A 24205-nucleotide genomic window follows, 5' to 3' on the forward strand; every position below is an offset into this window, starting at 1 on the left:
AGTCAATGAAAAAACTAATTTTAAAAGTGAATGAACATTTTCTGAATGATAAAAAACTTCAGGAGATGTTTGCACAATGTTTTATTAATACCTATACAACAACTTTAAAACCACAAGAAGATGGAACAACCTTTGTAATTACAGGTGATATACCGGCAATGTGGCTAAGAGATTCAGCAGCACAAGTGAGGCCTTATCTTATCTTAGCTGAAGAAGATGAGCAAATCGCAAAAATGATTGAAGGTGTTGTTTCTAAACAATTCCAGTTCATTAACCATGATCCTTATGCAAATGCGTTTAATGAAACCCCAAGCGGTAAGGGGCACCAAAGCGACTTAACAGACATGACTCCTTATATTTGGGAAAGAAAATATGAAGTAGACTCCCTTTGCTATCCATTGCAGCTTGCCTATCTGCTTTGGAAATCAACGGGACGGACTTCTCATTTAAACGATTCTTACCAAGCGGGATTAAAAAGCATTTTGAACGTGTGGAAGGTAGAACAAAATCATGAGAATAAATCAGCATACCGTTTCGAACGTGAAAATGTTCGGCAATCAGACACACTCACGCGCAGTGGTATGGGATCAGAGGTAATAAAAACCGGTATGACTTGGAGTGCATTTCGTCCAAGTGATGATGCCTGCCACTATGGTTACCTTGTTCCAGCCAACATGTTTGCGGTTGTGGTTCTTAAATATTCTGCTGAAATTTGTCTTCAGGTCTTGCTTGATTCCGAACTTGCTAAAGAATGCATGCAATTGGCTTGTGAAATCGAGGAGGGAATAAAAAAATATAGTGTGATCAACCATCCTGTCTATGAGGAAATGTACGTCTATGAGACAGATGGCAGGGGAGGTTATAACTTAATGGATGACGCGAATGTTCCCAGCCTTCTCTCGATGCCATATTTAGGTTATTGCGATTTTAACGATCAAACCTACCAAAATACGAGACATTTTTTGCTGAGCCGGGATAACCCTTATTATTATGAGGGGAAATTGGCAAGTGGAATTGGCAGTCCGCATACCCCAGATCATTATATATGGCATATCGCCTTAGCAATTCAAGGTATGACAGCACAAGAGGAATCTGAAAAACAAAGAATATTATCTGTTTTTAAACAAACAGATGGAGATACAGGCTATATGCATGAAGGGTTTAACTCAGATGATCCAAAGGAGTACACAAGAGAGTGGTTTTCATGGGCAAACTCTATGTTCAGTGAATTTGTTTTAAGTCTTTGTGGATATGCAGTCAAAGGAAGTCCGCTGAATCAATGGCTTCAAAATAAATAATGAAATGGGGATGTAAGGCATGGTTCGGTCTAAAAAGGGGTTATGTTCCATTGTTGCTTTTCTAGCTGTTTGGTTTGTGATCTTTATGCCATCCGGCAGCTTTGCAGCACAGCCGGAATCATCTTATTGGTTTCCAGAACAACTCCTTAAATGGAGTCCTGAAAAGGATCCTGATGCTCCATTCAATCGGAGTACGATTCCTTTAGCAGATAGGGAGACGCTTTATAATGTTAACAGCAATGCTCAATCAGAAGCAAAGCTTGTTGCATTATCAGCGTTAAACAAAAACACTAGCGGTGTACCTTCTCAAGGAGGAAAAGAGTTCTTTGCCAACACATTTAGCTATTGGCAGTATGTCGATTTAATGGTGTATTGGGCAGGTTCATCCGGCGAAGGCATCATTGTTCCTCCAAGTGCAGATGTGATTGACTCTTCCCACAAAAATGGTGTTCCGATTTTAGGGAATGTTTTCTTCCCTCCTGCTGTTTATGGAGGAAAAATAGAGTGGTTGAATCAAATGCTTGAGCAACGCGCGGACGGTTCATTTCCTGCAGCCGATAAACTGCTGGAAGCAGCCGAATATTATCGATTTGATGGCTGGTTTATTAACCAGGAAACAGAAGGCGGAAGCCAAGAAACCGCTCAAAAAATGAAAGAGTTTCTCATGTACCTTCAAAAAAATAAAAAAGATGGCATGCACATCATGTGGTATGACTCGATGACAGAGGATGGCAGAATTAACTGGCAGAATGCCTTAACTGATAAAAATAACGCCTATCTGCAGGATGGAAATAATCGGGTATCCGATAGTATGTTTTTGAATTTCTGGTGGAAAAACCAGGAAGCATCTAACTTAAAAGCTAAGGAAATCGGAAGATCCCCCTATGATTTATATACGGGCATTGACGTGGAAGCAAAAGGAACACAAACAAAAGTTCCATGGAATGGAATTTTCCCGGAAGGAAAAAGTCCAAATACTTCATTAGGAATTTATCGTCCGGATTGGACCTTTAACTCTTCTAAAACAATGAATGAATTTTATCAAAAAGAACAGGATTTCTGGTCTGGCCAAAAAGGGGATCCTGCCAGTACGGATGGAAATGGTGATTGGAAAGGAATGTCATACTATTTTACAGATAAAACGGCAATTACTCATTTGCCATTTGTGACTAATTTCAATACTGGCAGCGGACAATTTTTTGCCGCAGAAGGAATTATACTGAGTCATAAATCCTGGAACAACAGAAGTTTGCAGGATATCCTTCCGACTTGGAGATGGCTCATTGAAGGAACACCAATCTCTGTTCAATTTGATTGGAATCAAGCGTATACAGGTGGAAGCTCTTTAAAAGTGTCAGGTGAAATAAAGGGGAATGAATCATCCCATATTAAATTGTATAAAACAAAGCTTCCGGTTGAGTGGGATACGGAACTTTCGATTACCTATAAATCTGCAAAACCAAATATGAAGGTTGGCATCAGTTTCCTAGACAAACCGAATCACTTTGAATTTTTCGATGTGAAAAAAGAAGCCCAAGGAGAATGGGTGACTCAAAAGATTAAACTGAAAAGGTTTAAGGGAAAAGAAATCGCTGCCATCTCACTCAAATTTGATCAACAAGAAGCAATCGATATTAATATTGGTGAGATAAAAGTCTCTAACAAAAAAGATGACAAAAAAGTTCATCAACCTGAAAATGTCATGATAAAAGAAACGGAATTCCAAAATGGGATTTATGCAAATGTTTCTCTGACCTGGGAACGAAACAAACAAGCAGATTACTATGAAATTTATCGGGTGTTGCCAAATGGTGATAAAGAATGGCTAGGCGGAACTCCAAACAACTACTTTTATCTCTCTGATTTAAAACGAGAGGGAAAAGAGACGAAAACCGAATTGGAAGTAAAAAGTGTTTATAAAGGAAATCAGCGAAGCAATTCTGCTGAAGATGTATTTGATTGGCCGCCCTATCCAATGCCGAAAGCGAATTTCAGTTCAGATAAAACACTTGCAGCCCCAGGTGAAGAGATTCAATTTATGAATCAATCATCAGAAGTGACGGAGGAGCTTGAATGGCGTTTTGAAGGAGGATCACCATCCAGCAGCACAGACGCGAAACCTGTTGTTACGTATGAATCAGAAGGAACTTACTCTGTTTCTTTAGTGGCAAAAAATAGTGAAGGGGAAGATATTGTCACTAAGGATGCCTATATTACGATTTCAAAAGAAGCAAAAAATGTTACGAATGCAGCATTGAATAAGCAAGCTGCTGCTGATGGTCAATGTGCTTCATCTGAAGGTCCAGGATTTGCAATTGACGGTTCAAAATCGAGTAAGTGGTGTGCACTTGGAGATGCACCACATTGGTTAAAGATAGATCTTGGCAAAAATCACGCACTTTCAAAATTCGTCCTTCACCATGCTGCAGCGGGGGGAGAACCAAATGCCTTTAATACAAAAGCTTTTAGAATTGAAGGAAGTACGGATGGGGAGAATTGGTCTGAAGTTGTTAAAGTGTCAGATAACACAGCAGATGTTTCCGAACATAGTATCCGATTGACTGAAGCAAGATATGTAAGGCTATGGATTGATCAGCCTACTCAAGGGGGAGATCAAGCAGCGAGAATCTATGAATTTGAAGTTTTTGGTTATCCTGCTCCATAGTCAAGTATTAAGGGGAATCCATCTAGGGTTCCCCTTAAAAGCCGAAGCACCGTGTGACATAGCGGGGGCGGCGCTTTAGATAAACATGAATGAATATCGGAAACTTATATCCTGGTATCCATTGAAAAAGGAGATGACGGTATCATGGGCAAATTTGTCCAGGAAGCAAGTGAGTGGATTTGGAGAATTCTTGCCGCAAACGTGCTATGGGTAGGATTTACACTGCTGGGCATTGGAGTGTTTGGCCTTTTTCCATCCACAGTTGCCTTATTTACGGTTACAAGAAAATGGGTACAAAAGGATTTGGATTTTTCTATATGGAAAGTATTTAAAGACACATTTAAAAAAGAATTTATGCCTGCTAACAAATTGGGAACTTTCTTTTTAGGCATAGGATCGTTTTTGTATATTGATTTGAAATTTGCTTTTACCATGCAAGGAACGGGGTCTGTCATCCTCTATTTCTTTTTAATCTTTGTCTCCTTTTTATTTGTGTTAACACTTATTTACTTCTTTCCATTATATGTTCATTATCATTTATCATTTTTTCAATACATCAAACAACCTTTTATTCTCGCAATTCTTAGTCCTAAAACGACTATATTGATGGGAATCGGTCTGTTTTTTATTGGGTATTTGATTAAATCGATGCCAGGGCTGATCCCTTTTATAGCAGGAGTATTTCCGGCGTATTGGATCATGCATGTTTGTTACAAAAGATTTATAGAGGTAAAAGCCGACATTGGAAAGGAGAATACCCTTGTTTTATACGGAAAATAAGCTTGAAGCAAGAATTAAGGAATTGTCAGAATATCGGTACAGGCACAAACAGGAGATTTCAACATTCAATTGTATGCAAGATACTGGGGAGATAGGAGCCTATCCGCCGGATAAAGCATCGGACAAGACAATTGGTATTGGGGACAAATGGAGAGGGCGAGATGTCTATTTATGGCTTCAGACAGATTTAGAGATTCCGGCAGAGTGGAAAGGAAAAAAGGCAGTTGGATTATTTGACTTTGGCCGGACAGGGGGAGGAAATAATTCAGGATTTGAGTCTCTCTTATTTTTAAATCAAAAGCCATTTCAGGGAGTGGATTCTAATCATAAAGAGGTCTTTTTCCCAGAAGAAGCTGCCGGTAAATCGATTCGGCTAGATTTTCGCTTATGGTCAGGACTTGAAGGGGGCGGACCGCAGAAAGAACAGGAATATACAATTCGAACTGCTGAGATTGCATGGCTTGATGAACAAATAGATGATCTTTATTTTACCTCACAAGCTGTCTATGAAACAATCAAAGAATTAAGAGAAGAGGCGCCTGAAAAGCAATTATTGTTAACGGCCCTGAACCAAAGCTACAAAGAATTGGACTGGACGGAACCTGGAAGCAGCTGCTTTTATAAGTCTTGTTATCAGGCTCGGGCCATACTTAATGATCGGTTGGGACAAATTGAAAAACATCATTCTGTTACGATTCATGCCATCGGCCACACGCATATAGATGTCGCCTGGCTGTGGAGATTAAAGCATACACGAGAAAAGACGGCCCGATCTTTTTCTACAGTCTTAAGATTAATGGAACAGTATCCTGATTATGTTTTTTTACAAACTCAGCCGCAGTTATATGAATATTTAAAAACAGATTACCCAGAGATCTATGAACAATTAAAAATGCGGATTAACGAAGGAATGTGGGAAGCTGAAGGGGCCATGTGGCTGGAGGCAGATTGCAATATTCCAAATGGAGAATCTCTAGTCAGACAAATTTTATATGGCAGTAAATTTTTGAAAGAGGAATTTGGGATCACATGTCGTTATTTATGGCTTCCAGATGTTTTCGGTTATAGCTGGGCTTTACCTCAAATCTTACAAAAATCAGGTATATCCACGTTTATGACCACGAAAATCAGCTGGAATCAGTATAATCGGATGCCGCATGATACCTTCAGGTGGAGAGGGATAGACGGAAGTGAAATCTTGACACATTTTGTGACGACGCCAGAACCATGGAATTCAGATGACTCTTGGTTTTATACCTACAATGGTTTGATTACTGCTAAAACAGTTAACGGAGCTTTTAAATCCTATCGTGATAAAGATATAAATCAAGACTTGCTTCTTTCATATGGCTATGGGGACGGCGGCGGCGGAGTCAACCGTGAAATGCTTGAATTTAGGAGAAGATATGACAAGATGCCCGGTTTGCCGCATGTAAAGCCTTCAAAAGCAGGTGATTATTTTACAAGACTTCACGAAAACATCCAAGCAGCAGAAGACTATGTTCATGATTGGGATGGAGAGCTTTATTTAGAGTATCATCGAGGAACATATACAAGCCAAGCCTATAATAAAAAAATGAATAGAAAGCTAGAGCTTGCTTATAGAGAAACAGAGTGGCTGCAAGTATTGCATGCCCTTCAAAGTGAATGGAGCCACTATCCGAAGAAAGAACTGGACCAGGGCTGGAAGATCATCTTGAGAAATCAATTTCATGATATCATCCCAGGGTCATCTATTAAAGAAGTATATGAAGACTCGAAACTTGAGTATGATGAGGCGTGGAAAAAGCATAAAAAATTCACAGACCATGCAGCAGCTCAATTAACAAGTTCAAACACGGGGAAGCATTACACAGCCTGGAATTCCTCACATTGGCAATGTGTGGAGCTGGTATTCATACCTTTTGATGATGATAATCAAAAGGCAGGGAGCTGGCATGATGACAAGGGCAGTGAATTAACTGGACAACAAACAAATGAGGGCTGGCTTGTTAAACTTACTAAAACCCCTTCATTTGGCGGAATAGCGCTAGAATTTATTGCATCTTCCTTGAAAGAGAAAAAGATAGTAAAAGCACCATTTCAAATGAATCAGAACTCTTTAACTACACCTTTCTACGAAATTGCTTGGAATCATGCTGGCCAATTAACTCGAATATATGATGTGTCTGAAAAGAGAGAGGTGTTAGCAGAAGGTTCAAGGGCGAATGTCCTGCAAATTTTTGAAGATAAGCCATTAGCACATGATGCATGGGATATTGATCTCTTTTACCAAGAAAAAATGCAGGAGGTAACAGAACTTATTTCAATAGAATTGATTGAATGCGGTTCTATTCGCACGATTGTACAGTTTATTTGGAGCTATAACCAAACAAAAATCAAACAGCAGATGATTGTTTATGGTCATTCCAAACGAATTGACTTCAAGACGCATATAAATTGGCAAGAACGCCGCAAGCTTCTAAAGGCTGCCTTTCCTGTAAATGTCAGAACGACAGAAGCGACTTATGATATTCAATATGGGAATGTATTGAGGCCGAATCATTGGAATACAAGCTGGGATATGGCCAGATTTGAAAGCGTTGGGCATCAATGGGCAGATTTATCTGAAACAGGATATGGTGTAAGCTTACTTAATGATTGTAAGTATGGTTACGACATTAAGGGAAATGTTCTCCGGCTGTCTTTATTAAAGGGTGCAATGTACCCTGATCCAACTGCTGACTGTGGAGATCATGAATTCACTTATTCGATCCTTCCTCATAAAGGAGATTGGCGAGAAGGCGGGACAGTTCGTGAAGCTTGGTTTTTGAATAGTCCGCTCCTTGTACAGAAAGGTCAGCTATCGGATTGCAGCCAATCATTTATTTCTCTGTCCTCTCAAAACTTGCATATTGATGCTATAAAAAAAGCTGAGGAAAATGACATGGTGATCGTTCGGTTACATGAATTTGAAGGAAGAAGAGGCGAGGTTACTCTTTCCTCTGATTGGAAAATAGAAGAATGGCATGAAGTGAATTTACTGGAAGAGCCCCTGTCAGAGACAAAAAGATGTTCAAGTGTCACATTTAAAATCAAGCCATATGAAATTAAAACCTTTGCTATCCGTTTCACATGCAGCCTATGAAAGCGTTTTATGTTTCTTTATAATAGACGTAGTGCCATTTACGGTACTGCGTCTGTTTTATCTTTAAAGAAAGATCGATCAATGATAGAGGGTGTAACTGCTATGCTATTAAAAATAAGAGAATGGCGGAATAAGATTTTCCATCGCATTTTGTTCACATATTCTGTCATTATTTTATTGTGTATGTTTTTGCTGTTTTCACTTTTATCTCAGTATTATACAGAAGTAGTTGTCCAAAGAGAATTGGATGCAAATACAAGAATACTAGAGAGAGTGGAAACTTATTTTAATCGCAAACATGATTATGTTGACAGTGTTTTTAAGGAACTCTATTTTAAAACAGATCTTATTCAAGATATCTCATTCGCTTTGCAGCACGATTATGATCAATATCTTTCCTACCGGCTTGACCGTTACAGTGAAAGCAGCTCTTTTGTACCAAGTGATCTCGAAACATTCATCGAGAATTACTTTAGTCAAGATTCAGATGTTAATGCGGTCAGCATTAACAGTGATGCCACCCTTAGTGAATATTTGTATATTTTTAACCACTACAGATGGTCGCAGTCAATTAATCAAGTTAGTGAAATGAGTTTTGATAAAGATTTCCTCATATCTGAAAGGAAATACAGCGGACTTGTAAATGATATCAGTCAACGATCCATTCAAAACAGCTACCATGTCACGAAGAAATTAAATGACCCTGGCACATTAAAAAAACTTGGTGACATATCGATCTACTATAGTTTTGAAGGTTTAGAGAATCTCCTTAATTTACGTCAGCAGCAATTAAAAGGAACAGTTCTTATCTATAATCACTTAGGTGATCTTCTATATCCCTCAAAGGGAACTTCGATACAAAAGGAAGTAAGTAAGCCTGATTTTCAAACCATTTTAAAAAAGACTAGACTGAAAGGGGAAACCTATTATGTCAACACATTGGCTGATGAACGCTCACAGCTTATGCTTGTAGGTCTCATTCCTGAAAAAGAAATCCAAGGCGTTACTCTTGTTCACCGGACCATGCTGCTGATCACGATTTTGTTAACGGCTGTCGCCATTTCACTCACCTATATTGCTATGCGAAAATACTCCAAACGCATTCAGGTCATCGAGCATTCCATGTCTGAGGTACAAAAGGGAAACTTGGATGTCAGGATTCAAGATGTTCATCAAAAAGATGAATTGAGTATGATTTCAACCAGCTTTAATCAAATGGCAGAGGATTTAAATCGCTATATCGATCAAATGTTTATTTCAGAAATCAAACAAAAAGAAGCCGAAATGAAAGCCTTGCAATCTCAAATCAATCCGCATTTTTTATATAATACACTTGAAGCGATTCGTATGAAAGCAATCGCAGACGGGTCAAAAACAGCCAGTACGATGATTTATTATTTAGCTCAATTATTCCGCTATTCTTTAAAAGATAGTGAAGCGGTCACCGTACAAGATGAAATAGAGCATGTGAAACAATATCTGCAATTATTTCAGGTGCGCTATCCAGAGCGTTTAAATGTACATTACGATATAGAGGAACAGGTACTAAACTATGAAATTCTTAAATTTATGCTTCAGCCCATTGTAGAAAACTATGTCATTCATGGATTAAAAAAGCATGAAAGAACGAATCATCTATACATTGGAGTTCATAGGAAACAAACTCAATTAATCATCATGATTCGCGATAATGGAAGAGGAATAGCACCTGATCGATTAGCAGACATTCAAAAGCGGTTAAAAGAAGAACATGATACATTTGAATCGATTGGATTATCCAACGTCCTGCAAAGGATAAGGCTGAGATTTGGAGATGAGTACGGATTAATCATCGACAGCGCAGTCGATGCAGGAACAGATGTCCAGATATCAATGCCAATAATAGGAGGAAATGAGCAGGATGTATAACGTTTTTCTTGTTGATGATGAACCATTTATTATTGAAGGAATGAAATCAATTATTAATTGGGAAGATATCGGGCTTCAAATAATCGGGCATGCCTATGACGGAGAAGAGGCTCTAAAAACACTTCAAACAAAGGAATGCAACATTCTTCTTACTGATATCATGATGCCTCAAATGAACGGTTTAGAATTGATCACAGCTTTAAAAGTCATAAAGCCTCATATGAAATATATTGTGCTATCAGGCTACCAAGAATTTGAGTATGTTAAAAAGGGCATTTCACTTGGAATTGAAAACTATCTATTAAAACCGATTGACGAAGAAGAGCTGGCTGCAACATTACGTAATACAATCGAAAAGCTTCAGCAATTGCAGCACGAGGATGAAGACTACTATGTGCTAAGAGACAATGCAATCTGGAGATGGTTAAACAGAGATATCAGCCACCAGGAATTAAAAAAACGGCTGGAAATTTATGATCTTCATCTTCATGATTCAACACTGGTATTTGCCGTTGTCCAGCTGGAACTTGCAGCTCACCATAGGGGAGAACGATCAGGGATTCGTAAATGGATTGAAGAATGTTTAGGATGTCTATGTGTACTGAATCCAGAGGAAGAAATGATATTAATTTGGTTAAGCAAACGGCCTGATGAGGTTGAAAGAGATTTACATCATTTACAAATGAATCTTGATCAAAAGCAGGAGGTTCACGATTATTTCATCGCTCTTGGAAAAGAAAATGGTTCATCAGATAATATTTTTCTAAGTTTTTATCGAACCAGGGATCTGCTGAAATATCGATTTGTCATTTCTGAGGGTACAAAGTTAATTCTTGAAAAGGACGCAGAAAAGTTCTCCGAGACCACGGAAATGATTCGGACATTTAACTTTCAGGAACTTTTGAAACAGGTGTTGACGGGAAATCACTGTGAAGTGGAGAAATGGATTCATTCTGCTTTCGATCATTTTTCTGAACGGATATCTTTGGATACCTCACAATTAGCTAAAAGCTTTTCCATCGAATTAATGTCCACCATTCGCAGTTCACTCGATATGCCAAATGATTTAATTAAGCTTTCAAAAGAGACATCAAGTGTTCTTCAAGCGGATACAATCACTGAATTACGAAAAGTGGTGATCGCATTTTTGAAAAATCTTATGGAGCAAATAAAAAATCGAAATGACCAAATGAGCCCGATCATCCATAGTGTTCTTCAATATATTCAGACCTCATACCATGAAGAGCTCTCCCTAAAAACGTTAAGTCAAAAGTTTCATGTAAACACCATTTATTTAGGGCAGCTCTTTCAAAAAGAAGTCGGAAGTGTTTTCTCTGATTATATTAATCAGCTGAGAATTGAGAAAGCAAAGATGATGTTAAAGGAATCCCATTTGAAATCGGGGGAAATTGGAAAAAAGGTAGGGTATTCAGACTCAACTTACTTTTATAAGCAATTTAAAAAAAGCATGGGTGTAACTCCAACCGAATGGCGAGCACTGCATAGTTATGAGAGCCAGTCTTAAATGGGCTGGTTTTTTTGTTTGGTTTGGACACAAACAGATTTGAATGTGACTAAATGGATACATGTAAGCTCTCGGGGTCAATTCAGAAATTAAGTTAAAACCGGATTTCTTAGCTCTATGCAGCTTGCCCTAGGGTGAACAAGGTGTTTTCACTTTTCGAAGGAATCCTAAATTAGTCCATCAAATCTAAAAATTGTTAACTTTTATCCAGAAGCGTTCAAATTTACAATAAGAGTAGGAGAAGAAAGGGAGGGCCTCTATGAAATGGATCAAGAATTTCTTTGTTAATGTGTACAAAAATCGTGTGTGGCTCCTCATGGTTTTGCCAGGGACGATTTGGTTTTTATTTTTCTCTTATTTACCGATGTTTGGAACAGTTATTGCTTTTAAGAATTTTCGCTACGATGCAGAAGGATTTTTGGCAAGTGTATTAAATAGCGAATGGGTTGGATTTCAGAACTTTGAATTTTTGTTCAGTACAAATGATGCCTTCGTAATTACTAGAAACACAATCTTATATAACGCAGTCTTCATCATTTTAGGATTAATCCTTTCTGTTTTTATTGCGATCGTGCTGAGTGAATTAGCGAACAAAAAACTTGCAAAAGTGTATCAGACCGGAATGTTATTTCCTCATTTTTTATCATGGGTTGTTATTAGTTATTTTGTTTTTACATTTTTAAGTGTAGATAGAGGTTTGTTGAACAAAATTTTTGAGTGGTTTGGATTGGAAGCGGTTTCTTGGTATAGCGAAACGGAATATTGGCCATTCATTCTTATCTTTATGTCAATGTGGAAAGGTGTAGGGTACGGAAGCATCGTCTATCTGGCAGCGATTGTTGGTATCGATCGAACATATTTTGAAGCTGCAATGATTGACGGGGCCAATAAGTGGCAGCAAATTCGCCATGTGACGATGCCGATGATAACACCGCTTATTGTCATTTTGACTATTTTAAATGTTGGAAAAATTTTCAACTCTGACTTTGGTTTGTTTTTTCAGGTGCCGAGAGATTCCGGTGCATTATATCCCGTTACAAATGTTATTGATACCTATGTCTATCGAGGATTAACGACTATGGGTGAAATAAGCATGAGCACGGCTGCAGGGCTCTATCAATCGGTCGTTGGCTTTATCCTGGTTATGCTGACGAATTATCTTGTTAAGAAGATTGATAAGGAGTATGCCTTATTTTAATAAGAAAGGAGACGAAAGTGTGAGACCAGTAAATACTCAAGTAAAAGATACGGCTGTAAAGGTTGACGTACAGAAAAAAAAGAAGCGGCAAAGAAAATATAACCCGCATGAATTAAATGGCTTCCCAAATCTAATCATGAACGTGATCTTAGGCGGATTTGCCATGGTATGTGTGTTTCCTTTTATATATGTTATTATGATTTCTTTAACGGATGAAAAGACGCTTGCTGTTAACGGGTTCCAAATTATTCCTGAAAAATGGAGTCCAGCTGCCTATCAATATTTATGGGCTATGAAAGATCAATTGTTTCAATCTTATTTCATTACGATACTCGTTACAATTTTAGGTACATTAATAAGTGTGATGACGATCTCTTTTTATGCTTACGCCATCTCAAGAAAACAGTTTTTGTATCGCAAATTTTTCACGTTTTTAGCTTTCTTTACAATGTTGTTTGGCGGAGGGTTAGTTCCTTTTTATATCGTGGCCACTCAGGTTCTGCAATTAAAAAATACGATCTGGGCTCTTATTCTGCCTCTTGTTGTAAACGCTTTCTATATTTTGATTATGCGAACTTTTTTCATCAGAGCGGTACCTGAATCTGTATTAGAATCAGCACGCATTGATGGCGCAAGTGAATGGAGAATCTTTTTTCAAATCGTTTTCCCATTATCCTTGCCTGGTATTGCAACCATCGCATTATTCAGTACACTAGGTTACTGGAATGATTGGTTTAATGCCTTGTTATTTATTGATAATCCAACCCTGGTTCCATTGCAATCTCTTTTAATGAAGGTTGAGGGCAACTTGGAATTCATTCGCCAAAATGCATTAACAAATGGTCAGCAAGCCGGAATATTAACCTCCATTCCGCAAGATGCAGCAAAAATGGCGATGGTAGTCATTTCAACCTTACCGATTGCGATTGCTTATCCATTTTTCCAAAAATATTTTGTTAGGGGGCTGACAATCGGCAGTGTAAAAGAATAATAGTTAGGAAGAAAACAAACAATAAGGGGGAAAAAGCATGCAAAAGAAATGGGTATCGATTTTTATGGCTGTGATTAGTTTAACCTTGATTTTATCAGGATGCATGGGGGGAGCTAAGGAGAGCAATTCAACTGAAAATGGGGAAATGAAACCGTATGAACTAACGTGGTATATGATCGGAACACCCCAAAAAGATGTTGATAAAGTCATGGAAAAAGTAAATGAATACACGAAAGAAAAAATAAATACTAAAATCAATCTGAAAATGATCGACTGGGGTGACTATGATAAAAAAATGCAAGTCGTGATTGCCTCGGGTGAGCCGTTTGATATTGCATTTACAAGTTCATGGGCAGCAAACTATGTGTTAAATGCCCGAAAAGGTGCTTTTGTTGAATTAGATAAATTACTGGATTCAGAAGGAAAAGAATTAAAAGAAGCATTAGACCCTGCCTTTTTAGAAGGGGCAAAAATTGATGGGAAATTGTATGCCGTTCCGGCTAATAAAGAAGTAGGACAGCAAAGTGTTTATGTTTTTAACAAGAGATTAGTTGAAAAACACAACCTGGACATTACGAAAGTTGAGTCACTTGAAGACTTAGAGCCATTATTAAAAACCATTAAAGAAAATGAACCTGATTTCACCCCGATTTCTACGTTTAATCCATACCTGCCGTTTGATTATATTTTAGATGATAAAATGCCGTTTGCTGTTCATCTGGATACAATGGATCACAAAATTGTGAATGTGTATGAAACACCAGAGATGGAGCAAGCATTAAAAATGATGCACAGCTTCTATAAAGCCGGGTATATTAAGTCAGATGCTGCAACCAGCAATGATCCTTGGCCACTTGAAGTTGAAAACTGGTTCGTTCGTAAAGAATTGTATCAGCCATATGCTGAGCTTACATGGGCACGTACTTCAGGATATGATTTAGCAGTTCAGCCAATTCATGAGCCGATTACTTTTAATGCTTCAGTAACGGGTTCGATGCAGGCTATCTCTGTGACATCAAAAAATCCGGAACGTGCGATGATGTTCTTAAATTTATTAAATACAGATCCATATTTACGAACTTTATTGGATAAAGGTATTGAAGATGTTCATTATGAAAAAGGAGAGAATGATAAAATTAAAGATTTACAAGCACGTATTGATAACTTTAATATGCCAAGCTTTGCCATTGGAAATCAATTTATCCTGCCTTTATATGACAATGATCCAGATGATAAGTGGGATGCCTTTGAGAAATTCAATAATGAATCTATACCTGCTCCAACGCTTGGGTTCTATTTTGATCCTAATCCAGTCCGTACGGAAATCGCTGCTATCTCTAATGTCTCAAGTGAGTTTTCAAAACCGCTCATGACAGGTTCAGTAGACCCAGAAGAGTACTTGCCAAAAGCAAACAAAAAGTTTAAAGAAGCCGGACTTGATAAAGTCATGGCTGAAATTCAAAAGCAATATGATGCTTGGAGAAAAACACAAGGTAAATAATCATACATGACACCAAGCTGGATTAAGCGGCTTGGTGTCCTTTTTAAGGAAGGGGTTTAAAAACATGGAAAAACAAATGAATTATCTTTTTCCCAACGATTTTTGGTGGGGATCTGCATCATCCGCAACACAAATGGAAGGACATGCAGAAGGAGACAGCAAAGGTCAAAATATTTGGGATTATTGGTTTGAGACAGAACCGCACCGTTTTCATAATGGAGTAGGACCCAATCATACTTCAAAGTTTTATGAGAAATACAAAGAAGATATTCAATTAATGAAAGAAGCAGGACATAATAGCTTCCGATTTTCAATCTCATGGTCAAGGCTGTTTCCGGACGGAGAGGGAGAAGTAAATCAGCAAGCCATTCATTTCTATGAAGATGTCATCAATGAATTAATTATCCATAACATCGAACCTTTCATCAATCTCTATCATTTTGATATGCCGCTTGCTCTGCAAAAAAGGGGAGGATGGGAAAACCGTGAAGTAGTTGATGCTTATGTGGAGTATGCCAGCACCTGCTTTAACCTTTTTGGTGATCGAGTGAAAAAGTGGTTTACCCATAACGAACCGATTGTGCCTGTCGAAGGCGGTTACTTATACGGATTTCATTACCCTGCTATTTGTGACTTTAAAAAAGCCGTACAAGTAGGTTTTCATACGATTTTAGCTAGTGCAAAAGCTATTGAAGCATATCATGACAGCAGGAAAGACGGAAAGATCGGAATCATATTGAACTTGACGCCTTCCTATCCGCGCAGTCAGCATCCAGAAGATGTAAAAGCAGCCAGAATGGCGGACCTATTCTTTAACCGATCGTTTTTAGACCCTAGTGTAAAAGGGAAATTTCCTGAAGAACTAGTTGCTCTTTTGAAAAAGGAAAACTTCCTGCCTGAAATGAAAAAGAAGGATTTAGAAACCATTCAACAAAACACTGTTGATTTATTGGGGATTAATTATTATCAGCCACGGAGAATAAAAGCAAAGGAACACCTCCCAAACCTTCAGGCACCATTTGTACCGGAAAGATACTTTGATTATTACGAAATGCCTGGAAGGAAGATGAATCCTTATCGAGGATGGGAAATCTATGAGAAAGGCATCTATGATATTTTGTTGAATGTCAAACAGGACTACGGAAACATTGAATGCTTTATTTCTGAAAATGGCATGGGTGTAGAAGATGAGGAGCGTTTCAGAGATGAAACAGGCAAAATTATTGACGATTACCGAATTGAGTTTATGCAAGCGCACCTTAAATGGATTCACCAAGCGTTGAAAGAAGGCGTAAATGTCAAAGGATATCACCTCTGGACCTTTATGGATAATTGGTCTTGGCTGAATGCCTATAAAAATCGATACGGGCTTGTCTCTGTTCATTTAGATGATCATTATAAAAGATCAATCAAGAAAAGCGGTCAGTGGTTTGCTCAGCTTTCAAAAAATAATGGATTTTGAAATTTAGAAAGCGGAGGGAGATCGTTGGAACTAACAGCGGTATTTGATATTGGAGGAACATCTGTTAAATCAGCCGTCATGAATAGTGATGGGAATGTAATTGAATCAAACTTGCATCAAACACCACCACAAGGGAACAATGAAATTTTCACCATGCTTATTAATCAAACGGAAGAATATAAACAAAAATATCCTATTAAAGGAATCGCACTCAGCGTTCCTGGAGCTGTTGATGTTCACACAGGGAACGTCTATTTTGCTGGGGCGGTAACTGATTTACAGAACAAAAGGATTAAGGAAGAGCTTAAAGGTTTGAACCTGCCTATAGAATTAGAAAATGATGCGAATTGTGCGGCGCTTGCAGAAAAATGGAAAGGTAACGCAATTGCTAACAATCACTTTGTCGTCTTAACAGTTGGAACTGGGATTGGTGGTTCTATTTTTATCAACAATGAGTTATATAGGGGAAGCCAAGGTATGGCTGGAGAATTTGGTTTAATGTGTCTGCAAATAACAGAAGAGCTGCCTTTACTAATGGAAACAGCTACACTGAGCAGATTAGGCTCTACTTGGAATCTGATCGACCGTGTGAATATTCGGCTTCATCAAGCTTATACAGGTGAAGAGATATTTGATCTTTATCAGAAAAAAAATCAAGTGATAATCGAAGAAATGGAAGCTTTTTTCACAGCCCTTGCAGTTGGGACTGTCAACATCATTCATTCTTTAGCTCCAGAAAAGATTCTATTTGGAGGAGGCGTAAGCTCACAAGAAGCTTTCATTTCTTTATTGAAGGATAAGATTGGACTGATACGGCCTGAAGCATTGGAACTAGCAATTATTGATCATTGCCGGTACTTCAATCAATCAGGCTTGCTCGGTGCTTTATATCATTATCAAAAACAAAGAAATAAGAGAAAAAGAGAGATATAACAATCTCTCTCTTTCAGATTGTAGACAAAAGGCATTCGGATGAACTCTATCCGAATGCTTTTTGTCATTTCTAGGGCTAATTTGATGTTTGTAGGCCTATTCGTTGACTATTTTTATACCGCTTTCGCTGGCTTCCATGTCCAGGATGCCAACTTTTTCAAGTTCATGGCAGCAAAAGTAAGCATCGCCTGCATGGACAATTTTTTGAGTCCTCTCAACGTTGTCCAACGCATACCATGCTTTTCTTTTGCATCTGCAAAGACACGCTCTATCGTTTCTTTACGTTTTGCATAAATTGTTTTGTTCTCTTCTGTATGACGAAGGTGTTCAGCTTCATCTAAGTATTCTTGCCAGAGATGCCTTTCAATCAATTTCTGATGATTTTGGCTCTCCGTACATTGGCTTAGGAATGGGCAATTTTCACAAACCTTCGGATCGGAAGAGTATTGTCTGTATCCTTTTTTCGTAGTAGTTCTGTAAGGAAGCACTTGATCGTGCGGGCATATGTAACAATCAAAATGTTCGTCGTACACATAATCACTTTTCTTGAAAAATCCATCTTTTGTTTTTGGCCGTGTATAAGGAAAAACCGGACGAATTTCTTTTTCGTTCAAATAGTGAGCAAGAGCAGGGTTCTTGTAAGCAGCATCGGCAGCAACAGCAGCAGGTTTCTTGTGAAGCTCAGTTACTTGATCAAGTAGAGGCTCGAATATTGCACTGTCGTGCACGTTACCAGGCGTAACGATTGTCCCCAGAACAAATCCTTTTTCGTCAGAGGCTGCGTGAAATGAGTAAGCGAACTGTTTTGTTCTTTCATCTTTTACGTAATAGCCACTTTCCGGATCCGTCGTACTTTCTTTAATCTCTTTCTCTTCCGGTTCAAATTTATCTGGGGGAAAAGGCTTTTTCCGTTTTCTTCGCGGTCTAGATTGAGTTCGTTTTGGAGCCTTTCCTCATATGATTTCGTTTCTTTTCGTACGATTTTTTTCTGATACTTTCGTTTATTAGCACTAGCCTTTACGTGAGTTGAATCAATAAATACCTGTTCTCCATTGACCAGTTTCTTATCAATCGCCTCTTTTAAGATGCGGTAAAATATCTGCTCAAACAGATCTGTATCCTTAAAGCGCCGTTCATAGTTTTTACCGAATGTTGAGAAGTGGGGCACCTTGTCATGAAAACCAAAACCCAAAAACCAACGGTAGGCTAAGTTGGTTTCAATCTCTTCAATGGTTCTTCTCATGGATCGAATACCGAAAAGGTATTGGATGAAGGTCATTTTAATCAATATGACCGGATCAATACTTGGACGACCTCGATCTGCGGAATAGACTTTCTCTACTAATGGATAGATGAAAGAAAAATCGAGAGCTTGTTCAATTTTACGGACTAAGTGATCTTCCGGCACCAACTGTTCAAGTGTAATCATTTCTAGTTGATCGCGATTCATTTGATTATTTTTAGACAACATCCAAATCACCTCTGTATTGTTCTATTTTCATTATATAAAAAAACTGCCGACAAATCCCCCAAAAAGGGGGGATTTGTCGACAGTCTGAAAGAGAGATATAACAATCTCTCTCTTTTTTTTATGCTAAATTGACAGAGGAGGAATAGGATATGTTTTATGGTGAAATAGAAGCAGGTAATATTGGGAATTTGCAGAAAAAAGGGAAGAAAATAGGCTGGATTTTGAAAATAGTAATTGAATAAAAAAAAAGAGTAAGCTAGAATAGGTAGAGAAAGAGAAAGCGCTTACCTTATTTTTTATCTTTAACTTTCTGAATATTTTGTCATGAGTGATCACGATGGCTAAAATCTGCTGCAGTTGAATCTAGAAGGGAAGCTTGCTGGTACAATTGCACAAAGTCCTTACAACATGGGCTATCAAGGTGTCGAAAACGCATTGAAAGCAATTAAAGGGGAAAAGGTCAAAGAGCGTATAGATAGTGGAATAGATATCATTACAACTGAAAACGCAGAAGAAAAATTAGAATTTTTAAAGAGTATTTCTAAATAAGGTCTAAATTTGGTACAGCAAATTTCCTTCAAGCTAAACTAATGAAATAGACAAATCGGAGGAGTTTGAAAATACATGAAGCTCACAATTTATGATGTAGCAGAAAAGGCGGGAGTCTCCATTGCCACTGTATCCAAGGTGTTGAATAATACAGGACGGATCAGCAATAAAACAAGGAATAGAGTACTGGAAATCATGCAAGAACTTGAATACCAGCCAAGCACTGTGGCAGCAGCGCTGACAGGTAAGAAAACTTTTACAATCGGAGTGCTTGTTCCTGATATTGCCAACCCCTTTTTTGCTGAGGTAGCCCGGGCTTTGGAGAACAGCGCACGGGAAACGGGCTATGCCATCATATTATGCAGCACAGATTATCAGCAAGAACGTGAACAAGACTATTTAGAGCTGCTTTTAAAAAAACAAGTTGATGGAATTATTATTGCAACAGAACAAAAGGATTGGAAGATTTTTAAAAAACTGCAAAGAAAGAGTATCCCTCTCTTAATGTTTTCTATTGATCATCCATCTTTTGCTTCTCACGTTGTTACGACTGATGATGTTCGCGGCGGATATCTGGCAGGACGTTACTTGCTTGATAAAGGTCACAAGAATATTGCTGTGATTGCAGAATTAAACCGGGCCAGCGGACGGTTGCGTTTACAGGGCTTTAAACATTCTCTTGCTGATGAGGGAATTAATTTAGATGAAAACCTTGTTGTACATTCAAAATCAAAAATAGAAGAAGCGAAAGCGGCTGCCCGGCAAATATTGAAATTAGCGGTAAAACCCACTGCGGTATTTGCTTCAACGGATCTAATCGCTGCAATATTCATGAATGAAGCAAGAAAAGCTAAAGTGGCTATTCCAAATGATATATCAGTGATTGGTTTTGATAATACGATTCATGCGGAATTAGCAGATCCAGGTTTAACTACAATCGGACAGCCTATTGAGGAATTGGCACATTATGCCATTCAAAAGCTGCTGCAATCAATTAAAAATCCAGATATGCCTGGACACAGAATTATGCTTGCACCAGAGCTGATTGAACGTCATTCTGTCAGAGATTTGAATTAAATTGCGGCTAAGATAAGGATTTAACTTTCCGGCTTGGGCCGGTATTTTTCCAGTCAAAAGGAAAGCGCTTAATCAGTAAAGCTTATAAAAATTTAATATTAACGATTAAAGGGGGAATCGGTCGATGACATTGACTGTGGGAATTATTGGAGCTGGGCGTATCGGAAGATTGCATGTTGATAATTTGAGGTTGATTCCGCACATTCGGATTAAAAGTGTATCGGATGTTGCTGCCCAACATCTTGAAACATGGGCAGCCGATAAGCAGATTGAAGTATTAACAACAGATTATCATGAATTGCTGAATGATCCTGTTATACAAGCAATCTTTATTTGTTCGCCAACAAATACTCATGCAGACATTATTAAAGAAGCAGCAGCTGCTGGTAAACATATTTTCTGTGAAAAGCCAGTCAGCTTCTCGGTGGAAGAAACAGAGGAAGCACTTACTGCTGTTGAAAAAGCCGGTGTAAAGCTGCAGGTTGGTTTTAACCGCCGCTTTGATCTGAACTTTCGAAAAATTCGGACACTCGTTCAACAGGGGGAAATCGGAACACCTCACATTCTGAGAATCACTTCACGCGATCCAGAGCCGCCAGGTGTTGATTATATTAAATCATCAGGCGGGCTGTTCATGGATATGACCATACATGACTTTGATATGGCGCGCTGCGTAATGGACAGTGAAGTTGTGGAAGTTTTCGCGAAAGGTGCTGTGCTTGTAGATCCGGTGATTGGGGAGGCAGGCGATATTGATACAGCAATTATTACCTTGAAATTTGCAAATGGCGCACTTGGTGTAATCGATAATAGCCGCCGTGCAGTTTACGGTTATGACCAGCGCCTTGAAATCTTTGGTGATAAGGGAGCCGCGCAGGTAAATAACAATCGGGCAACAACAGTTGAAGTTTCAACCATTGATAATGTAACGAAAGAGAAACCGCTTTACTTTTTCCTTGAACGTTACACTCAAGCATATGTCGATGAAGTAACTGAGTTTGCTGCTGCAGTCCTTGAAAACCATGAAGTGAGCTGCAATGGCTTTGATGGTTTACAAGCTGAACGTATTGCCAGAGCAGCAAGACAATCACTTGAAACGGGGGCCCCAGTTCAATTAAAGCCGGCTGCCCAAACTGCAGCAAATTAATTGTACGGAAGGAAGGATCATATGAACCCGCTCAAATTTGTAAAGGATAGGCCCCTTGATATTATTGCTGTCGGCAGGCTTTGTATTGACTTAAACTCCAATGAAACAAATCGTCCAATGGAAGAAACGAGCACATTTACCAAATATGTCGGCGGTTCCCCAGCCAATATTGCTATTGGTTCTGCTAGATTAGGTCAAAAAACGGGATTTATCGGCAAAGTTGCTGATGACCAAATGGGCCGTTTTATCACAAATTACTTAGAGAAAAACAACATCGATACAAAGGGCGTCACAGTTGACCAAACAGGTGCTGTCACAGGCCTTGCTTTTACTGAGATAAAAAGTCCGGCTGAATGCAGTATTTTGTTGTACCGTGACAACGTCGCAGACTTGAAGCTTCACCCTTCAGAGGTAGAAGAGGATTATATTAAACAATCAAAAGCTCTTTTAATTTCAGGAACAGCTCTAGCGAAAAGCCCATCTCGGGAAGCGGTATTTTTGGCGCTCGAATATGCGATTAAACATAAAGTAACGGTTTTCTTTGATCTTGATTACCGCCCGTATACATGGACTGACGAATCCGAAACAGCTGTTTATTACAACTTGGCTGCTGAAAAATGCGACGTCATTATCGGGACTCGTGAAGAGTTCGATATGATGGAAAAATTGTTGAATATCGATGAATCGGATGACCACTATACAGCGTCCCGCTGGTTCTCATACCGTGCAGAGCTTGTTGTCATTAAACATGGCGGTGCAGGATCCATTGCCTATACAAAAGACAATGAATCACATAGAAGCGGAATTTTCAGGACGAATGTTCTGAAAACGTTCGGTGCAGGCGACTCTTATGCATCTGCTTTCATTTACGGCCTAATGAATGGAAAAGACGTGTCTGAAGCGATGAAGATGGGCAGTGCCTCGGCATCAATTGTTATTTCCCGCCACAGCTGCTCAGATGCCATGCCGATAAAGGAAGAGCTGATCAATCAGATGGAAACAGCAGTTTACGAACCAGTTCAGGTAAAGAAAGGGAGAATATAAAATGACACAAACAACTGTAAAAACGTTAAAAAACTATATTGGCGGTGAATGGGTAGAGTCAGCTTCTGTAAAAACAGAAATCGTCTATAACCCAGCAACAGGTGAAGAGCTTGCTATAGTACCTCTTTCTACAAAAGAAGATGTGGACCGTGCTGTCCAAGCAGCGAATGAAACGTTTAAAACATGGTCCCAGACATCCGTTCCAAAACGCGCTCGTATTCTTTTTAAATATCAGCAGCTCCTTGTAGAGAAGTGGGATGAGCTTGCAAAGCTTATAACAATTGAAAACGGAAAAAGCTTTCAAGAAGCACACGGCGAGGTGCTTCGCGGCATTGAGTGTGTTGAATTTGCTGCAGGTGCACCTACGTTAATGATGGGTAAACAGCTTCCTGATATTGCGACAAACATCGAATCTGGTATGTATCGCTACCCAATCGGTGTAGTCGGCGGAATCACACCATTCAACTTTCCAATGATGGTTCCTTGCTGGATGTTCCCGCTTGCAATTGCTTGCGGCAATACATTCGTTTTGAAGCCATCTGAACGAACTCCGCTTCTTGCGGTACGTCTTGCAGAATTATTTGAAGAAGCAGGCCTTCCTAAAGGTGTATTAAATATCGTGAATGGTGCACATGACGTAGTTAACGGCATTTTAGAGCACAAGCATGTAAAAGCTATTTCGTTTGTCGGTTCTCAGCCTGTTGCAGAATACGTCTATAAAACAGGCACTGCAAACTTAAAACGTGTTCAAGCATTGGCAGGAGCTAAAAACCATTCCATTGTATTAAAAGATGCAAACATTGATGCAGCAGTAACACAAATTACAAGTGCCGCTTTTGGATCAGCAGGTGAACGCTGTATGGCAGCGGCTGTTGTAGCAGTCGAAGAGCAGATCGCAGATGAGCTGATTGAAAAGCTTAACAAAGCTGCTGATGAGATCATAATCGGAAATGGACTGGATGAAGGCGTATTCTTAGGACCGGTTATCCGTGAATCTCATAAAGAACGTACACTTGGCTATATCGAATCTGGTGTCAAGCAAGGAGCAACGCTTGTCCGTGATGGTCGGGGCGACGAAGCGGCAAACGGTAAAGGTTACTTTGTTGGACCTACAATTTTCGATCATGTTACACAAGAGATGAAAATTTGGCAAGATGAAGTATTTGCACCGGTTCTTTCGATCGTTCGCGTAAAAGATTTAACAGAAGCGATTGATGTAGCAAATGCTTCACCATTTGCAAATGGGGCATGCATCTATACAGACAGTGCATATGCTATCCGCCAGTTCCGTGAAACAATTGATGCTGGCATGTTAGGTGTTAATGTTGGAGTTCCAGCACCAATGGCATTCTTTCCATTCTCAGGCAATAAAGATTCATTCTACGGCGACCTTCATGCAAATGGTACGGATGGTGTCGAATTTTACACCAGAAAGAAAATGGTTACAGCTCGTTTCGTGAAGTAAGGATTAAAAAGGGAAGTGGCGGGACCGGGTGCCGCTTCCCTTTTTCATTTTGCACTAGGAAGGC

At 39.0% G+C, this 24205-nt stretch carries 16 protein-coding genes and 1 pseudogene; 16 read left to right on the plus strand and 1 reads right to left on the minus strand.

What is annotated here, in order from left to right; translation table 11 throughout:
* Positions 1–5: 5 nt before the first annotated feature.
* The 11 genes from LIT25_04900 (at position 6) to LIT25_04950 (ending at position 17388) form a co-directional block, all read left to right on the plus strand.
* Positions 6–1298, plus strand: a complete 1293-nt coding sequence (locus tag LIT25_04900) for a glycoside hydrolase family 125 protein (GenBank protein ID USK36164.1) — start codon at positions 6–8, stop codon at positions 1296–1298.
* Between the two features lie 19 nt (positions 1299–1317).
* The gene (locus LIT25_04905; protein USK34700.1) at positions 1318–3963 is read left to right on the plus strand and encodes a discoidin domain-containing protein; all 2646 of its coding nucleotides are present in this window, start codon (positions 1318–1320) and stop codon (positions 3961–3963) included.
* Between the two features lie 144 nt (positions 3964–4107).
* A complete protein-coding gene (locus tag LIT25_04910) occupies positions 4108–4743 on the plus strand; it encodes a YesL family protein (protein USK34701.1) in 636 nt (211 codons plus the stop codon).
* Entirely contained in the window at positions 4724–7870 is a 3147-nt protein-coding gene (locus LIT25_04915; protein USK34702.1) for an alpha-mannosidase, read from the plus strand. Before LIT25_04910 ends, LIT25_04915 begins: the two co-directional genes overlap by 20 nt.
* Positions 7871–7972: 102 nt before the next feature.
* The gene (locus LIT25_04920; protein ID USK34703.1) at positions 7973–9778 is read left to right on the plus strand and encodes a sensor histidine kinase; all 1806 of its coding nucleotides are present in this window, start codon (positions 7973–7975) and stop codon (positions 9776–9778) included.
* On the plus strand, positions 9771–11303 hold the full coding sequence (locus tag LIT25_04925; GenBank protein USK34704.1) for a response regulator transcription factor: 1533 nt from the start codon (positions 9771–9773) through the stop codon (positions 11301–11303). The genes LIT25_04920 and LIT25_04925 overlap by 8 nt, the downstream gene beginning before the upstream one ends.
* Positions 11304–11562: 259 nt before the next feature.
* Complete coding sequence (locus LIT25_04930) at positions 11563–12501, plus strand: sugar ABC transporter permease (GenBank protein USK34705.1); 939 nt, start codon at positions 11563–11565, stop codon at positions 12499–12501.
* Between the two features lie 136 nt (positions 12502–12637).
* Entirely contained in the window at positions 12638–13492 is an 855-nt protein-coding gene (locus tag LIT25_04935; GenBank protein USK36165.1) for a carbohydrate ABC transporter permease, read from the plus strand.
* Positions 13493–13529: 37 nt separating this feature from the next.
* Complete coding sequence (locus LIT25_04940) at positions 13530–14993, plus strand: ABC transporter substrate-binding protein (GenBank protein USK34706.1); 1464 nt, start codon at positions 13530–13532, stop codon at positions 14991–14993.
* A 64-nt stretch (positions 14994–15057) separates the two neighbouring features.
* The gene (locus tag LIT25_04945) at positions 15058–16455 is read left to right on the plus strand and encodes a glycoside hydrolase family 1 protein (protein ID USK34707.1); all 1398 of its coding nucleotides are present in this window, start codon (positions 15058–15060) and stop codon (positions 16453–16455) included.
* 24 nt (positions 16456–16479) lie between these two features.
* Complete coding sequence (locus LIT25_04950) at positions 16480–17388, plus strand: ROK family protein (protein ID USK34708.1); 909 nt, start codon at positions 16480–16482, stop codon at positions 17386–17388.
* Between the two features lie 113 nt (positions 17389–17501).
* Here the strand turns inward: LIT25_04950 and LIT25_04955 are convergent.
* Positions 17502–18859, minus strand: a pseudogene (locus LIT25_04955) (IS1182 family transposase).
* Positions 18860–19216: 357 nt separating this feature from the next.
* On the opposite strand from LIT25_04955, the gene LIT25_04960 reads away from it, so the two are divergent.
* From LIT25_04960 to LIT25_04980, 5 genes are all read left to right on the plus strand, one after another.
* Complete coding sequence (locus tag LIT25_04960) at positions 19217–19408, plus strand: hypothetical protein (GenBank protein USK34709.1); 192 nt, start codon at positions 19217–19219, stop codon at positions 19406–19408.
* A gap of 75 nt (positions 19409–19483) precedes the next feature.
* The gene (locus tag LIT25_04965) at positions 19484–20485 is read left to right on the plus strand and encodes a LacI family transcriptional regulator (GenBank protein ID USK34710.1); all 1002 of its coding nucleotides are present in this window, start codon (positions 19484–19486) and stop codon (positions 20483–20485) included.
* A 124-nt stretch (positions 20486–20609) separates the two neighbouring features.
* On the plus strand, positions 20610–21632 hold the full coding sequence (gene iolG / locus LIT25_04970; protein USK34711.1) for an inositol 2-dehydrogenase: 1023 nt from the start codon (positions 20610–20612) through the stop codon (positions 21630–21632).
* A 21-nt stretch (positions 21633–21653) separates the two neighbouring features.
* Positions 21654–22676, plus strand: a complete 1023-nt coding sequence (gene iolC, locus LIT25_04975) for a 5-dehydro-2-deoxygluconokinase (GenBank protein USK34712.1) — start codon at positions 21654–21656, stop codon at positions 22674–22676.
* Between the two features lies 1 nt (position 22677).
* Positions 22678–24141, plus strand: a complete 1464-nt coding sequence (locus LIT25_04980) for a CoA-acylating methylmalonate-semialdehyde dehydrogenase (protein USK34713.1) — start codon at positions 22678–22680, stop codon at positions 24139–24141.
* The last annotated feature ends 64 nt before the right edge of the window (positions 24142–24205 follow it).

The organism is Bacillus sp. F19 (assembly GCA_023823795.1).
GTDB lineage: Bacteria > Bacillota > Bacilli > Bacillales > Bacillaceae > Bacillus_P.

Excerpts from the sequence above, each read along its gene's own strand:
- LIT25_04965 (USK34710.1), top strand. The coding sequence starts at position 19,484 with ATGAAGCTCACAATTTATGATGTAGCAGAAAAGGCGGGAGTCTCCATT.
- LIT25_04925 (USK34704.1), top strand. The coding sequence starts at position 9,771 with ATGTATAACGTTTTTCTTGTTGATGATGAACCATTTATTATTGAAGGA.
- LIT25_04900 (USK36164.1), top strand. The coding sequence starts at position 6 with ATGAAAAAACTAATTTTAAAAGTGAATGAACATTTTCTGAATGATAAA.
- LIT25_04935 (USK36165.1), top strand. The coding sequence starts at position 12,638 with ATGAACGTGATCTTAGGCGGATTTGCCATGGTATGTGTGTTTCCTTTT.
- LIT25_04940 (USK34706.1), top strand. The coding sequence starts at position 13,530 with ATGCAAAAGAAATGGGTATCGATTTTTATGGCTGTGATTAGTTTAACC.
- LIT25_04945 (USK34707.1), top strand. The coding sequence starts at position 15,058 with ATGGAAAAACAAATGAATTATCTTTTTCCCAACGATTTTTGGTGGGGA.
- LIT25_04930 (USK34705.1), top strand. The coding sequence starts at position 11,563 with ATGAAATGGATCAAGAATTTCTTTGTTAATGTGTACAAAAATCGTGTG.
- LIT25_04920 (USK34703.1), top strand. The coding sequence starts at position 7,973 with ATGCTATTAAAAATAAGAGAATGGCGGAATAAGATTTTCCATCGCATT.
- iolC (USK34712.1), top strand. The coding sequence starts at position 21,654 with ATGAACCCGCTCAAATTTGTAAAGGATAGGCCCCTTGATATTATTGCT.
- LIT25_04910 (USK34701.1), top strand. The coding sequence starts at position 4,108 with ATGGGCAAATTTGTCCAGGAAGCAAGTGAGTGGATTTGGAGAATTCTT.
- iolG (USK34711.1), top strand. The coding sequence starts at position 20,610 with ATGACATTGACTGTGGGAATTATTGGAGCTGGGCGTATCGGAAGATTG.
- LIT25_04905 (USK34700.1), top strand. The coding sequence starts at position 1,318 with ATGGTTCGGTCTAAAAAGGGGTTATGTTCCATTGTTGCTTTTCTAGCT.
- LIT25_04980 (USK34713.1), top strand. The coding sequence starts at position 22,678 with ATGACACAAACAACTGTAAAAACGTTAAAAAACTATATTGGCGGTGAA.